This is a genomic window from Desulfosoma sp., from assembly GCF_052743555.1.
In genome coordinates this window covers 1-14,427 of the sequence record NZ_JBRAHS010000009.1, presented here as the reverse complement: position 1 = coordinate 14,427, position 14,427 = coordinate 1, and the positions used below count along the sequence as shown (strand labels likewise).

The window sequence follows — 14,427 nt, the reverse complement described above, 5'->3', positions numbered from 1 at the left end:
TACGCATAAACCGGACGGCGCGGAGTCTGTGGCAAAAGGCACCCCCTGACGGCTCCAAAAAAAATGGAGCCCACGACCGGGCTCGAACCGGTGAACCTCTTCCTTACCAAGGAAGTGCTCTACCTCCTGAGCTACGTGGGCTCACACCCCAGAGGGCGGACATGCGAGACGGGATTGTGCTCGACTAGACATGCAGTTCGAACGACAATGGCCCGCTTCGGTTGCCACTATCTCCTACATGTGCTCAAAGATGGTGGAGAGGGGAGGATTCGAACCTCCGAAGGCTTCGCCGGCAGATTTACAGTCTGCTCCCTTTGGCCACTCGGGAACCTCTCCCCAATCAAACCGCGTTCCCGCTTTTTCAACCCGGGTGCGAGAGCAGCCCTCCCTATCACAGGGAACGGGCGAAGGCAAGCAAAAAGTGCACCGGGTCGACCGAGATGGTGGAGCTGGCGATGGGATTCGAACCCGCAACCTGCTGATTACAAATCAGCTGCTCTACCGTTGAGCTACGCCAGCTCGATTCGGATTATTTCTTTTAGCACACTTTTGGACACATGGTCAACGAAGTGTTGAGCGGCTTACCCAAACTGTGCCCCTTCAGCGCACCAGCAGGTTTCTGGAAGACCGTTAGGCAATGGTTTGGCCGCGTGCTTTCAGCCTGAGGCCGCAGGAGCGCCGCAAGGCGCAATAAGGCGTCGCGGCTTGCGCCGCTTGTACGGAAGGTGTTCTCAAACAGGCTCTTGGGCACAAAATGTGGCTGTCCATTCGGCGGACACTCAACGGTGTTGTGTTGTGCCTCCTCCTTGGCTATGCTCGAGCCCTTGAGAGGCTTTTGGAAAACGGCTTGTCGCCCTCATGGTGCGGCATTCTTTTAGAGAAACCAGGGCTTCGGGCCGATCTGCGTCCTTTTTCAGGAAACCGCTTTAAACACCGGCATGAAAAGACCCGTTGCGGAAGCGCTCATGCACCACCACAGATCGCCGCCGCTCTGGAAACTCTGGAGCATCGTCTCATTCGGTATCTTGGCCATTTCCAGCGCCTCCATTCTCATCCGACTTGCCGAGGCGCCATCCCTGGCCATCGCCGCCTATCGCGTGAGCCTCGCTGCCGCGTGTGTGGGGCCGTGGGCGCTTCGCTTCCCCTTGAAAGCTAAACCCGCCGGTTCCATTCCATGGAAAGCCGTCTGGGTTTCCGGGTGTTTTTTGGCCTTGCATTTCGCGTTCTGGATCGAATCCCTTCAAGGGACTTCTGTGGCCAGTTCGGTCACTTTGGTCAGCACAAGCCCCGTTTTCACCGCCGTCTTATCTTCCCTCCTCTTCAAGGAACGCATCGGGCCTCTGATGTGGGGGGCCATCGCCACGTGCGTCACCGGTAGCGCCGTGGTGGCTGGTTTGGATTTTCGCCTTGATCCCCATGCCCTTCTTGGAGACCTGCTTGCCCTCCTGGGCGGATTGATGGCTTCCGGCTACTTTCTTGCCGGGCGCTATACCAGAGCCACCCTACCCCTGACCATTTACATTTTTTGGACCTACGGCATTGCCGGCGTCGTGCTTGTGGGGCTGTGCCTCATCAGCCAGACTCCCTTGGTCGGCTTCTCCCTGAAGACCTACACCGTGCTGATTCTCCTCGCCGCTGTTCCCCAAATGGTCGGCCACACAAGCTTCACCTGGGCTCTGAAGCATTTGAGCGCGACAGCCGTTGCCGTGCTGACCTTGGGAGAACCTCTGGGAGCGACCGTCCTGGCGTTCCTTCTTTTCCATGAGACAGTCTCACTTCCTACCGCGTCGGGGCTCGCCCTGTTGGCTATAGGCATTGCGGGCAGCGGTTTTGCGGCCTCCAGGCGCCCCGCAACACCTCTCCGCTCCTCGCCGCGCTAGTTCGGCACAGCCTCGCAAGGACGGTCATGTGCCCCCCTAAACGATTCACGCCGCGTATTTAAAAAACTTTGCTTCCTCTTCCTTCCTCCTCCGCAAGGTTGCTGTCTGTCACACAATCAAACCGCTTTGGTGATGATCGTATCGTGAGGATTGGTAGGGGGTTTCCTCGTTGACACTAAAGCGGAAAAGGGCTAGTTTTCGCCCGTCCATATGGCCCAAACAGCCAAAAGGCCCCATTTTTTACTCGTGCAGCGGAGCGACACATGTTTGTTCTCAGCAATCTTCTTCTGGCCGTGGCCGAGATTTTTAATACCGTGTTGACCATCTACATGTGGATCATCATTGCCCGTGCCGTTCTCTCCTGGGTCAATCCCGACCCCTACAATCCCATTGTCCGCTTCCTTTACGGCGCAACGGAGCCTGTCCTGTACGCCATTCGACGTCGCGTACCCGCCTTTTTCGGCGGCATCGATTTCACTCCCATGATCGTGATTCTGGCGGTTCTTTTCCTTCAGAAATTTCTTGTGTCATCGCTTCGCGAATTGGCAATGGTTTTAAGGACCTAAAGTGTTTCCACGGGCGCAAAAACAAAGTGATGCATTATGGAATGGTCCCTCGGTGAATCTTCCAAACGAAAGTTTCGTCGTGCCTGGAGAGGCTACAATCCGCGTGAGGTAGATCTTTTCATAGAGGAGTTGAAGGCCGATCTGGACAGGGTGAAGGCGCACAACGCCGCTTTGCAACGGGAAGTGCAGGACCTGGCAAAAGAGGTTTCCGAACATCGCGAACGGGAAAAGGCCATTCGCAACGTCCTCACCAACGTGCAAAAGGCTTCCGAAATCATGAAAGCCAATGCGGAAAAGGAAGCCAAACTGCTCATCGCCGACGCGGAACTTCGTGCAGAAAAAATCCTTCAAAGTGCTCATCGACGCCTCGCCCAGCTCCATCGGGACATCAGTGAACTTAAACGCCAGCGCATTCAACTGGAGGCCAAGTTGCGATCCACCATCGAGACCTACCGGCAGCTTCTGGACGCGCAACGAGAGGACGACCAGACTGAAGAGAGCGTTGACGGCAAGGTGACCTTCCTGAATCGCTGACGGGGGAATGAAAATGAGCATCAGCCAAGAACTTCTGGAGATTCTTGTCTGTCCTCAGTGCAAAGGCGACCTTCAGCTGACGGAAACCCAAGATGGCCTGGTATGCGAGCGGTGCCGGCTTTTGTACGAAATCCGCGACGGCATTCCGATCATGCTTCCCGAGGAAGCCAAGCCGTTGGCCTAAGCGAGGCATTCCAGAATCCATGGCCGCCGCAGCCTGCTCACATACCCATCACTATCACCGGCTTCTTCAAGGGTTGGATCGATTTTCTCAATGCACCATCCTCGTGGTGGGCGATCTCATGCTGGACGTGTTCCTGTGGGGCGATGTGCGCCGCATCTCTCCGGAGGCCCCTGTTCCGGTGGTGGAAGTGCGCCGGGAAACCCACGTCTTAGGTGGGGCGGGTAATGTTGTGCATAACATCGTGAGCATGGGCGGAAAGGCCCGCATGGTGGGCGTGGTGGGAAACGACGCCTTTGGTCGGGAAATACGGAATCTTCTTCAAGAGGCGCAGGTTCCCTGCCTTGGCCTGGTGACCGTTCATGATCGACCCACCACCGTCAAGACGCGGGTCATTGCGCATCATCAACAGGTGGTGCGCGTGGACTGGGAGGACATTCGCCCGGTCGAGCCCGAGGGGCTTCTGGCCATTCTGCACGCGGTGGAAACGCAGGTCCGTGGCGTGGATGCGGTGGTGGTGTCCGACTATGCCAAGGGAGTGATTTCCCTTGAAGTCATGGACGCGGTGCGGGCTCTGGCGCAACAATTCGGCATTCCGGTGTTCGTGGATCCCAAGGTGCCTCACGCCGAGTTCTATCACCATGTGACCCTCGTGACCCCGAACACCGCGGAAGCCTCGGCCATGGCGGGAGTGGCCGTCTCGGAGGACATCTCTTTGGAGGCGGTAGGACGCCTTCTTTTGGAAAAGCTTCAATGCCGGCATGTGCTCATCACACGCGGACCTGAAGGCATGAGTCTTTTTGAAGCAGGAGCGCCGCCGTTGCACATTCCGACGGTGGCCAAGAAAGTCTTCGATGTGACCGGTGCCGGAGACACCGTCATTGCCGCCATAGCCTTGGCCGCCGCCGCCGGCTTGAACATGCGGGAGGCCGCACTTGTGGCCAATACGGCCGCGGGCATCGTGGTGGGAGAAGTGGGCACGGCCGCCGTGGAACACGCTCGGCTTCGAGCGGCCCTGCAGGACAGTGGAGGCGGCGAAGGATGAGTGTGCCCAAGGCTTTTGAGCCCTGCAAACTCGTCTTCGGGCTCCTTTATCTTCACCGGGATGTCAAAGCCCGCGTGCTTTCCGCCTTGACCGAACTCTTTGGGCCTCTGGACGCCGTCAGCCAGCCTCAAGACTTCACTTTTACACGGTTCTACGAAAAGGAAATGGGCTCGGGCCTCCTGCGCCTTTTTGGAAGTTTCGAGGAACTCGTGGATCCCGAGCGTCTTCCTGAAATCAAGGAGCGCACCAATCTCCTGGAAAAGCAATGGGCCAATGGTGAACGTCGCACCATTAATGTGGATCCCGGCCTTCTGAGCGAAGACCGGTTGGTGTTGGCCACGGGAAAAAACGCCGCTCATCGCATTCCCCTACGTGACGGCATCTATGCAGACCTGACCCTTCTTTACCGCGAGGGCGCCTATCGCCCGCTTCCCTGGACCTACCCCGACTACGCTCAGGAAGCAACGCGCCGCTTTTTCGGACTTCTTCGCGGCATCCTCACGGCTCGCCGAAGGGGCCGTGCGCCCCGCCGATCTCAGAGCACAAAGGAGATGCAGTTGTGATTTGCAGCATGACCGGATACGCCCGGGCCGCCGTCAACAACGGGCTTTACCAAGTCGTCGTGGAAATGCGCAGCGTCAACGGAAAGCACCTGGATTTGTTCATTCGCCTGCCCAAGGAACGCTTGGATTTGGAGGAGGTGGTTCGCGAGACCCTGCGCAAGAGGTTACGAAGAGGCCGGGTGGACTGCTATGTGGCCATCGAACCGCTGGCTTCATCGCTTAGGGCGGCACGCATTCATGAACAGACCGCCCGTGCCTACTGGCACACGCTCTATCACCTTCATCTCAAACTGCCCGGCTCGGAGCCTCCCAAACTGGAACACCTTTTGAAACTGCCCGGTGTCTGGGAAACGGACAGCACCGTGCCGGAGGCCGAGGAGGTCCGCCATCTCGTAGCTGAAGCCACCGAACAGGCTCTGGATCGACTCATGGAAGCCCGCTCCGTGGAAGGGAAGGCCCTGTCCCGCGATCTTTTACAAAGCCTCCAGGAACTGCAGCAGGACCGGCTTGTGGTGGAGGAACGCTCTCAGGTGGTGGCCTCGGAATTGCGAGAAAAGCTTCGCGCCAAGGTGCAGGACATTTTGGCCGCTCTTCAAGGATCGGTGGACGAAAACCGTTTGCTTCAGGAATTGGCCTATCAGTTGGATCGAACGGCCATCAACGAGGAACTCGTGCGGCTCAAGAGTCATCTCGACCAGATGGTCGGCTGGATTGCCGCCGAGGAAGCGGTGGAAGGACGTCGGCTGGATTTCATGGCGCAAGAGCTCTTACGCGAGGTTAACACGATCGGGTCGAAAACCTCCGACCTTAAGGTGACCCAAGCCGTGGTGCGCATGAAAAATGCCATTGGAAAGATTAAGGAACAGATCCAGAACATCGAATGAGGCCGCCTATGGACATTAAGCTGCTTAACATCGGGTTCGGCAACACGGTGGTGGCCAACCGGATCGTCGCCATCGTGTCGCCCAGTTCGGCGCCCATGAAGCGACTCAAGGAAGACGCCAAGCAAGCCAACAAACTCATTGACGCTACCATGGGGCGTCGCACGCGCGCCATCATCATCACGGACAGTGACCATGTGATTTTGTCCGGCGTGCAGGCGGAAACCATCGCCCAAAGGCTTGTGCACGATCAGGGGCAGAAGGATGGGGCATCGCCCAAGAGCGGGAAATGACATGGTGTTGAACGGTCCCGGGCACGTGTTTATTCTTTCGGCGCCGTCCGGCGTGGGGAAGAGCACCATCGTCAAGGCCGTTCTAGCCCAGGATCGACGTTTGCGCTTTTCGGTTTCCTCCACCACGCGATCGCCCCGCCCCGGGGAAACCCATGGTGTCGATTATTATTTCTTGTCCCACGAAGCCTTTGAAAAGGGCATCGAAGCAGGACGGTTTCTTGAATGGGCCGAGGTCTACGGAAACTATTACGGAACCGACCGGCACCTGGTGCGAACGTGGCTCGCTCAAGGCCTGGATGTTCTGCTGGAAATCGACGTTCAAGGGGCCCGAAAGGTCCGCGCCGTCGTTCCTGAGGCCACGACGCTCTTCATCTTGCCCCCATCCATGGATGTTTTGGAAGAGCGGCTGCGTCGCCGAGCCACGGATGCCGAGGACGTGATTCAGCGACGCCTGGAGGCGGCTCAGATGGAAATTCGGGAAGCTCCTTGGTACGATTACCTCGTTGTCAACGATGCCCTCGAAGAGGCCGTGGCCGATGTGGCGGCCATCATTCGCGCCGCTCGGTGCGCCAGGCTTCGCGCTCACAGCGTTCTCGGGCCTTTTTTGGCGTTTTTTTAACATCCTGCGCCGGCATGTATCGTGGCCAAAAATTTTTCAAAAAGCCGCCGCCCTTTGGGCAAGCCATCGGTCGACATCCGCGAACAGGCTTTGTGGATCTACGGCCTGAACCCCGTCTGGGAATGCCTGAGAGCGCACCCGCAAAATATCGTGGAAATTTTCTGCGGCCGTGACGATCCGCGGGCTCAAGCCGTCCTTCAGCTGGCCCACGACCACAACATTCCCGTGTCCACGGTGGATCGCCGCAGCCTTTCCGATCGCCTCGGCCACGACGACCACCAGGGCATGGCGGCTCGCCTCAAAGCTTTTCGTTACCAGGCCTTGGAAACCCTGCTCACACGCCCGGAACCGGGCCAACGGCCTCTGGTCTTTCTGGACGGCCTTCAAGATCCCCACAACATGGGAGCCATTGTGCGCAGCGCCTGTTTTCTGGGAGCCGACGCCGTGATCCTTCCCAAGGACCGCTCTGTTCCTGTCACCGGGGCCGTCTACAAAGCGTCCGCCGGAGCCTTGGCGTATCTTCCGGTGGTCCAGGTGACCAATTTGGTTCGTGCCATGGAACAGCTCAAAGCCGCCGGCTATTGGATGGTGGGGCTGGATGTGCAAGGCCCGTCGTCCATCTACGACCTGGAATACAACATGCCCGTGGGTTTGGTGGTGGGCGGCGAAGCCACGGGGCTTCGCCCCTTGGTGAAAAAGACATGCGATTTCTTGGTTAAAATTCCGGGCACAGGATCTGTGCAATCCCTCAATGCGTCTGTGGCCGCCGCGGTGGCCTTAGCGGAAATACGCCGCCAGCAAAGGCGCTTCGGCGCTTCTCTTCACCCCTGACGTTCAAGAACAGCTTAGCCCCTGAGCCCGCGTCGCACCTCTTTCGGTCACGACCACAGCAGGCCTGCTGCCCCGAGCTTTTCTGGGAACTTGTTTGCGTTCGTTCACAGCCATGCACTTTCAATCCGTCAGAAGGCCGGGTCGGCTAAAGGTGCCATTTACGGACAAGTTCATGCTGAGTGGGTCCGAGAACTCGCTTTCACCCATTGGCGGTCGAGCCCTTTCAGGTCGCTATGGGGCCATGATTAGTCAACATCGGCATTGTCGAGCGACCTCTTTCTAAGCTCGTGCGGGAACATCTACAGCAGGAACGCCGTGGGCCACCAGGTATGTGGGAATTTATCCGATCCGACGCAGCACGTACGAGAACACCTAAAGCAGGAGCGCCGCGATCCACGGTTCCTGATCGAGCCTAGCAGCGCTCCTCCAGCCTCAAGCCGAAAAGGGACGGCCAAACCACGGATGGAAGGCCTTCTTCTGGTCCTGCACGTTCGACGGACCGTCGGCGCCTCTCTCACCGGCTTCGGGCCGCACGGCCTTCTTCTGACGCTGCGCGTTTAAGGGACAAAGGAATGGCGACGCAGCGGCACGCGAAGGGTGCCTCAGATCCTGGAGGTTCGAGGGCCAAAGAGGGCCGTGCCCACGCGGATCATTGTCGCGCCCTCTGCAATGGCCACAGGGAAATCGTGGCTCATGCCCATGGAAAGTTCCGTCAGTCTTTCGGGATACAACGCTTGGGAACGAAGTTTTTCAAGCCATTGACGCAAGGTTCTAAAAAAAGGCCGGACCGCCTCAGGGTCTTCAAAATAGGGCGGCACAGCCATGAGACCCCGAACGTTCAGCCATTCCATGGCCTGCACGGCCTTAAACAAGGCTTCCAGATCGTCGGGAGCCACGCCCCCTTTGGTTTCTTCATCCCCCAGATGCACCTGCAGGAGCACGGAAACCCTCTGGCCTTGCTTTCCGGCACGTTTGTCGATTTCCCGGGCTAAGGACAAACGGTCCACGGTGTGAATCCAGGAAAATTTTTGCACCGCCTGCTTCACCTTGTTGGTCTGTAAATGCCCGATGAAATGCCATTCAAGAGGGAGGTCGAACAAGGCCTCGATCTTTCGAATGCCCTCCTGAACATAGTTTTCCCCAAAACTGCTGAGTCCCGCCGCCGCGGCTTCGCGTATTCGTTCCACGGGAACCTGCTTGGTGACGCCGATGAGCCGAACACTATGCAGGTCCCGCCCCGAACGACGGCACGCTTCTTCCATCTGTCCACGGATTCTGGAAAGATTGGCTTTAATGTCATTCATACCTCGAACCTTTGAACACTCGAGAGAGCGGCGCACAGCGCAAGACTTTATCGCGCCCTGCGGCGTTCCTATAGTGTCAAGCCGAAAGAAGTGAACAAACCATTCTCCGGCAGGCTTCCAGGAAGACCGTCCGAAAACACCTGCAGTAGGAGCGGCGCAAGCCGCGGCGCCGGATCGCGCCTTGCGGCGCTCCTACTGAATGAAACGAAAACGCCCCCCGAATAAAATGAAAACGGTCGCCAAGAGCCATTCTCGAACAAGCTCCTAGCTTTCGGGCCGTGAGTCTTGGTGGAGGCACGGTGCGATGATTCCGTTTTTCTGCAGCATGCCAAGGGTTTCTGCAAGGGGCAGACCCACCACGTTGGTGTAGGAGCCGTAGACTGCCCGAACAAAGGCCCCACCGAGCCCTTGGATACCGTAGGCGCCGGCTTTGTCCATGGGTTCACCAGTGCGCACGTAGGCGGTAATTTCCGCCTCTGTCACATCGCGAAAATCCACGCGGCTGAGTACGGTTTCCACCCGGCAAAATCCTCGATCTGCCCGAGCCAGACACACGGCGCTGTAAACCTCGTGGCTTCTGCCGGAAAGGGATCGTAACATGCTCTCCGCCTCTTGCGGACTTGATGGTTTACCGAAAACATGTCCTCCTAAAACGACAATGGTGTCCGCCGCAAGGACCCACGATGCCCATTCCTGCTGCGCTACGGTGCGCGCCTTAAACAGCGCGGCCCGTCGAACTCCTTCGTCCGGCCGGGCACCGATGGACGGTTCCTCTTCTGGGCTGGGACGCACCTGAAAATCCAAGCCCAGTTGCGCCAGAAGCTCCCTTCGCCTCGGGGATCTGGACGCGAGCACGAAAGGCTCGCGCACCACGTAAAGAGGCGTAGGTTTTTCTTTCATTTCTGCTCATCCATGAGGGCATTGAAGGGCCTGACGCCCCAAAGCCTTGCCTGAGAACACACTCTGTAGGTACATACATAAAGGCCGCATGGCGGTGGAAAGGGCGGCACATGGCACAGCGGCCTGCCCTCAGGCGCCAAGGCCTGCCACAGAGCCCAAGGAGGTCAAAAAGTCCACCCGAACACTTTCTGTGCATTGCCGCTGGTCGCCTCCGCCACCTCCTCAAAGGAACAGCGGCGCAACTCCGCGATCTTTTCCGCCGTGTAGCGTACGTAGGCGGGCTCGTTGGGTTTTCCTCGAAAGGGTATGGGCGTCAGATAGGGCGCATCAGTTTCCACCAAAAGACGGTCCAACGGCGCCAGGCGCACCACCCGTTGCTGCTCCTGAGCGTTCTTGTAGGTGACCGTTCCTGGAATGGAGAGATAAAATCCCAGATCCAAACAGCGAACGGCGATCTTCCAGTCTCCGGAAAAACAATGGAGGACACTGGGCCGTAAGCGGCCGGCATAGGGTCTGACGATGCATAGAAAATCCTCGTGGGCTTCCCGAATATGAAAAACGCCGGGTTTTTGGCATTGGACGGCAAGTTCCAGCTGCTGTTCCAGGCACGCTCTTTGCCGTTCCCGAGGCTGCCTGTCCCTGTAGTAGTCGAGACCCATTTCGCCAATGGCCACCACCTTGGGTTGGGTAGCCAAGTCGGCAAAGTGGTGCAATGCATCATCGCTCAGCCTTCGAGCCCCATGAGGATGCAGGCCCACGGTGGCGTACACGTGCGGGTAGCGGCCACTAAGTTCCACAGCCGTGCGGCTTGTTTCCGCGTCAATGCCGATGGTGACGATCACGGCCACCTGCGCGGCACGACACCGGGCAAACACCCCTTCAAGGTCCGTGGCTAATTCCGGAAAATCCAAATGCGCGTGGGTGTCCACAAGCCATGCACTTGATGGTCGAACCTGATCCATGAGCCCATCCATTCAGTGTATGATCCACCTTTGATCATGCCGTCTTTCGACAAACGCCCAGGTTAAACATACCTGGGCTCGTCCCTGAGCGCAATGGCCTTGCCATCCGCGGGACGACGTCATATTGGCGGCACGGGTCGCTTTTTTTCTTCACAAACGCAACGCCCCTAAAATGGCAACGGATTTTCCATGGGAGACTCAGTAGCTGCTCCTACCCCTTTTGGGATTCAACAATTCTTTCCCTTTACCGCCGGAGAAATCCCGGCTTAGAATGCATCGCTCATGAACCCCGAGGGATCCGTTCCTGAGGAAAAGGATCTCTTCTTTTCTGAATCGCTCAAGGGAGTTATGAAGCCATGACGGATGAACGATCCGAAAATGTCGCCGTGTTGGAAAAGGCCAGAGATGCTTTGCAGAAGTCCACAGCGGTTGAGGAACCTGCCATGAAACGCCCCAAGCGCTCCGCATCTCGAAGCGCCATTGCGCTGAGTCCGAACGCTCTCGTGGTTTTGAAAAAGCGCTACCTAAAAAAGGGGCCCAAGGGCGAACCTTTGGAAACGCCCGAAGAGATGTTTCGACGCGTGGCCAAAGCCATCGCCGAAGCGGATGCGCTTTATGGGGCGACGGAAAAGGAGGTGCGCGAAACGGCGGAACTGTTTTACGGCCTCATGACCTCTTTGGACTTTCTTCCCAATTCCCCGACGTTAATGAACGCCGGAACCGAACTGGGCCAGCTTTCAGCGTGTTTTGTGCTCCCTGTGGGAGATTCCTTGGAAGAAATCTTTGAAGCGGTCAAATATGCCGCCAAGATTCACCAAAGCGGCGGAGGCACGGGATTTTCTTTTTCGCGCCTGCGCCCGGAAGGCGACGTGGTCAAAAGCACCAATGGCGTGGCCAGCGGTCCGGTGAGCTTTATGACCGTTTTTGATTCGGCCACGGACATCATCAAACAAGGCGGCCGCCGCCGTGGGGCCAACATGGGCATATTGCGCGTCGATCACCCGGACATCGAAAAATTCATCAGGTGCAAGCATGACAACGACCGGCTCACCAACTTCAATATTTCCGTGGCGGTGACTGACGCCTTCATGCGGGCCGTGGAAAACGACGAGGACTACGACCTCATCAACCCGCGCACCGGCGCACGAACCAAGACCTTATCAGCCCGAAAGGTTTTCGATGCCATTGTGCAGTCGGCATGGAAGAACGGGGAACCCGGGGTCATCTTCATTGACGCCATCAACCGGTCCAACCCCACTCCCCACGTCGGGCAGATCGAGAGCACCAATCCTTGCGGAGAACAACCCCTTCTGCCCTACGAATCGTGCAATCTCGGCTCTATCAACTTATTGCACATGGTGCAGGACGGAGGCGTGAACTACGAGCGCCTGAAAAGTGTGGTGTGGCACGCCGTGCATTTTCTTGATAATGTGATCGACGTCAACAAATACCCTTTGCCCAACATTCGCGACATGACCTTGGCCAATCGCAAAATCGGCTTGGGGGTCATGGGCTTTGCCGACATGCTCATAGCCTTGGGGATTCCTTACAATGCCGAGGAGGCGGTGGCGACGGCCGAACAGATCATGGCCTTCATTCAACGGGAATCCAAAGAAGCTTCCGCCGACCTGGCTAAGAAGCGGGGCAATTTTCCCAACTTCAAGGGATCTGTTTATGATCCGGAGGTGGGCGGTGTTTGGCCTTACATGAGGAATGCCACCACGACGACTATTGCTCCTACGGGAACCATCAGCATTTTGGCGGGGTGTTCCAGCGGTGTAGAACCGGTGTTTGCCATCACCTTTGTCCGCAAGGTTCTGGACGGTGAGGAACTGTTGGAAGTCCACCCCCTCTTTCAGAAGGTCGCTCAGGAAAGCAAATTCTTTTCCGAGAGCCTCATGAAAAAGATCGCCGTCCAAGGAAGTCTTCAGACTTTTTCCGAAATTCCCGAAGATGTGCGTCGTGTGTTCGTCACGGCCCACGACATCAGCCCCGAGTGGCACATTCGCATTCAGGCGGCTTTTCAGAAATACACGGACAACGCTGTCAGCAAGACCATCAATTTTCCCAACAGCGCCACGTCGGAAGACATTTACGACGCCTACTTTCAGGCCTTTAAATTCGGGTGCAAGGGCCTGACCGTTTACCGGGACGGCAGCCGGGACATCCAGGTGTTGAACATTCAGAAAAAGCCGGAATTCCGTCAGGTTGAACCTCGGCCTCGACCGGACAAGACCATTGGGGCCACGGAACGGATCAACACAGGATGCGGCAAACTCTATGTGACCATCAACCGCGATGAATACGGCTTCTGTGAAGTGTTCGCCCAGATGGGCAAGGCCGGCGGGTGTGCTTATTCGCAGATTGAAGCAACGGCCCGCCTCATCTCTTTGGCCCTGCGATCCGGCGTGCGCATCGAAGCCATCATTCGGCAGCTCATGGGCATTCGATGCCCATCGCCTGTTTGGCAAAACGGCGAACAGATCCTTTCCTGTACCGATGCCATTGCCAAGGTATTGAACCGACATGCGCAGGCCAATGTAGCCTCGGCGCTGCAGGAAATGGGAGCCTGCCCAGACTGCGGGGCTTCGGTGGAATACGACGGGGGATGTATCGTGTGCCGAGCCTGCGGCTTTTCTCGGTGTACGTAAGGGGCGGAGGCTTCGTGGATCGTTTGTCCCCACCGGAAGCGCGCAAGTTGCAAGAACATTTGGCCGGCAGGGTGGCTTTGCGTCCCCTGCCGGCAGCCTTTTCCGTTCTCGGCGCTGCGGATCTCTCGTACATCAAGGAAACCAACCAGCTGATCGCCGTAATCGTCACCTTTACATGGCCGAGTCTGCAGCCTCTGGAATCCGTGCATGTGAAAGCGGACATTCGGTTTCCCTACGTGCCGGGACTGTTGAGTTTTCGCGAAATCCCCGCTGTGCTCAAAGCCTACACACAGCTTCGGCGGCCACCGGACATCTTCATGTGCGACGGCCAAGGTCTGGCCCATCCTCGGCGCTTCGGCCTGGCCTGCCATTTGGGGGTTCTTTTGGAAAAGCCCACCGTGGGATGTGCCAAGACACGGCTGTGTGGAGACCACGAGCCCTTGGAAGCCGAGCGAGGGGCACGACGGGCTCTGTGGCTTGACGGTACCCAGGTCGGGTACGTCTATCGCTCCAAAACGGGCGTCAAACCCCTCTACATTTCACCCGGCCATTTGGCGGATTGCGAGTCCGCCCTTTGGCTCGTTGAACAATGCATCCGCCGATATCGCCTACCGGAGCCTCTGCGCGCCGCCCACCACACGGCCACTCAGCTTCGAAACAGCCTCATGGGTCATAGACTCAGACGGTGAGCCCATTTTCTTTCGACAGGCTGCACAACAACGGCTTCCACAGTGTGCTTTTCGCCGAAGCCTGCCATTTTCTTGGAAAGCCGCACGGCTCTGCGTCGAATGGCGATTCGTCCCGCTGTCGCAGGCTGCCTTCTCGATCCATAGACCTGACGCACAATGATAAACCGCATGGGAGAAGTCGTCTGAAGGAGGCAATCTTTTTCGCATGACGCAAGCTTCGCGGACGCCGAAGGGCCTCCCACGGAAGACTCAACACCCGACCGTTTCCGGACAATCCGCCGAGAGCCTGATCACCTGAGAGATTTTTTAAAAAAGTGTTGCCGCCAAAGGTGTTCAACTCCCGCTGAAGAGGGTCTCGAGCAAATATCAGGATAAGCGCGGATAAGCTTTTCGCATCTTGACTTCCCGGGCCAGCTCTTATATGTTGAATAAGAAGCGCCAAAGCCATGCGTCTTGCGCCTACCAGGAGCGTCGAGGATTCCCTCTTCAACAGCATGAGGAGTCGCCATGAAGGCAACAGCTGGGGAA

16 protein-coding genes and 3 tRNA genes are annotated in these 14,427 nt (G+C 57.5%); 12 read left to right on the top strand and 7 right to left on the bottom strand.

Going from position 1 to position 14,427, the window contains the following annotated elements; all coding sequences use genetic code 11:
- Window positions 1-64: 64 nt before the first annotated feature.
- From ACUVSA_RS07015 to ACUVSA_RS07005, 3 genes are all read right to left on the bottom strand, one after another.
- Window positions 65-141, bottom strand: a tRNA-Thr gene (locus ACUVSA_RS07015).
- Between the two features lie 110 nt (window positions 142-251).
- A tRNA-Tyr gene (locus ACUVSA_RS07010) sits at window positions 252-336 on the bottom strand.
- 108 nt (window positions 337-444) lie between these two features.
- Window positions 445-519 (bottom strand) — tRNA-Thr (locus ACUVSA_RS07005).
- A 419-nt stretch (window positions 520-938) separates the two neighbouring features.
- Between ACUVSA_RS07005 and ACUVSA_RS07000 the strand changes: the two genes are divergently transcribed.
- The 10 genes from ACUVSA_RS07000 (at window position 939) to rlmB (ending at window position 7,393) form a co-directional block, all read left to right on the top strand.
- Window positions 939-1,880: a DMT family transporter gene (locus tag ACUVSA_RS07000; protein WP_445894282.1), complete on the top strand. Its 942-nt coding sequence runs from the start codon at window positions 939-941 to the stop codon at window positions 1,878-1,880.
- 263 nt (window positions 1,881-2,143) lie between these two features.
- On the top strand, window positions 2,144-2,446 hold the full coding sequence (locus tag ACUVSA_RS06995; RefSeq protein ID WP_445892709.1) for a YggT family protein: 303 nt from the start codon (window positions 2,144-2,146) through the stop codon (window positions 2,444-2,446).
- A 36-nt stretch (window positions 2,447-2,482) separates the two neighbouring features.
- On the top strand, window positions 2,483-2,980 hold the full coding sequence (locus tag ACUVSA_RS06990) for a DivIVA domain-containing protein (protein WP_445894281.1): 498 nt from the start codon (window positions 2,483-2,485) through the stop codon (window positions 2,978-2,980).
- 13 nt (window positions 2,981-2,993) lie between these two features.
- On the top strand, window positions 2,994-3,164 hold the full coding sequence (locus ACUVSA_RS06985; protein WP_445894280.1) for a Trm112 family protein: 171 nt from the start codon (window positions 2,994-2,996) through the stop codon (window positions 3,162-3,164).
- 19 nt (window positions 3,165-3,183) lie between these two features.
- Complete coding sequence (gene rfaE1 / locus ACUVSA_RS06980; RefSeq protein ID WP_445894279.1) at window positions 3,184-4,206, top strand: D-glycero-beta-D-manno-heptose-7-phosphate kinase; 1,023 nt, start codon at window positions 3,184-3,186, stop codon at window positions 4,204-4,206.
- Window positions 4,203-4,769, top strand: coding sequence for a DUF4416 family protein (locus tag ACUVSA_RS06975; protein WP_445892705.1), 567 nt, complete (start codon window positions 4,203-4,205; stop codon window positions 4,767-4,769). Before rfaE1 ends, ACUVSA_RS06975 begins: the two co-directional genes overlap by 4 nt.
- Window positions 4,766-5,653 (top strand): YicC/YloC family endoribonuclease, encoded by an 888-nt coding sequence (locus tag ACUVSA_RS06970; RefSeq protein ID WP_445892704.1) that lies wholly within the window; start codon window positions 4,766-4,768, stop codon window positions 5,651-5,653. Before ACUVSA_RS06975 ends, ACUVSA_RS06970 begins: the two co-directional genes overlap by 4 nt.
- A gap of 8 nt (window positions 5,654-5,661) precedes the next feature.
- Window positions 5,662-5,943, top strand: coding sequence for an extracellular matrix/biofilm regulator RemA (remA, locus tag ACUVSA_RS06965; RefSeq protein WP_445892703.1), 282 nt, complete (start codon window positions 5,662-5,664; stop codon window positions 5,941-5,943).
- A gap of 1 nt (window position 5,944) precedes the next feature.
- A complete protein-coding gene (gmk, locus tag ACUVSA_RS06960) occupies window positions 5,945-6,562 on the top strand; it encodes a guanylate kinase (protein ID WP_445894278.1) in 618 nt (205 codons plus the stop codon).
- Between the two features lie 54 nt (window positions 6,563-6,616).
- Complete coding sequence (gene rlmB, locus ACUVSA_RS06955) at window positions 6,617-7,393, top strand: 23S rRNA (guanosine(2251)-2'-O)-methyltransferase RlmB (protein WP_445894277.1); 777 nt, start codon at window positions 6,617-6,619, stop codon at window positions 7,391-7,393.
- 602 nt (window positions 7,394-7,995) lie between these two features.
- Here the strand turns inward: rlmB and ACUVSA_RS06950 are convergent.
- From ACUVSA_RS06950 to ACUVSA_RS06940, 3 genes are all read right to left on the bottom strand, one after another.
- A complete protein-coding gene (locus ACUVSA_RS06950) occupies window positions 7,996-8,697 on the bottom strand; it encodes a YggS family pyridoxal phosphate-dependent enzyme (RefSeq protein WP_445893259.1) in 702 nt (233 codons plus the stop codon).
- A 264-nt stretch (window positions 8,698-8,961) separates the two neighbouring features.
- Complete coding sequence (locus ACUVSA_RS06945; protein ID WP_445894276.1) at window positions 8,962-9,597, bottom strand: Maf family protein; 636 nt, start codon at window positions 9,595-9,597, stop codon at window positions 8,962-8,964.
- Window positions 9,598-9,761: 164 nt separating this feature from the next.
- Complete coding sequence (locus ACUVSA_RS06940) at window positions 9,762-10,559, bottom strand: TatD family hydrolase (RefSeq protein WP_445893257.1); 798 nt, start codon at window positions 10,557-10,559, stop codon at window positions 9,762-9,764.
- Between the two features lie 443 nt (window positions 10,560-11,002).
- On the opposite strand from ACUVSA_RS06940, the gene ACUVSA_RS06935 reads away from it, so the two are divergent.
- Window positions 11,003-13,210: a vitamin B12-dependent ribonucleotide reductase gene (locus tag ACUVSA_RS06935; RefSeq protein WP_445894371.1), complete on the top strand. Its 2,208-nt coding sequence runs from the start codon at window positions 11,003-11,005 to the stop codon at window positions 13,208-13,210.
- Between the two features lie 14 nt (window positions 13,211-13,224).
- Window positions 13,225-13,899 carry a deoxyribonuclease V gene (gene nfi, locus ACUVSA_RS06930; RefSeq protein WP_445891523.1) on the top strand — a complete coding sequence of 225 codons (675 nt, stop codon included), beginning with the start codon at window positions 13,225-13,227 and terminating at the stop codon, window positions 13,897-13,899.
- Here nfi and ACUVSA_RS06925 read toward each other — a convergent pair.
- A complete protein-coding gene (locus ACUVSA_RS06925; RefSeq protein WP_445891522.1) occupies window positions 13,881-14,069 on the bottom strand; it encodes a hypothetical protein in 189 nt (62 codons plus the stop codon). The genes nfi and ACUVSA_RS06925 overlap by 19 nt on opposite strands.
- Window positions 14,070-14,427: the final 358 nt, after the last annotated feature.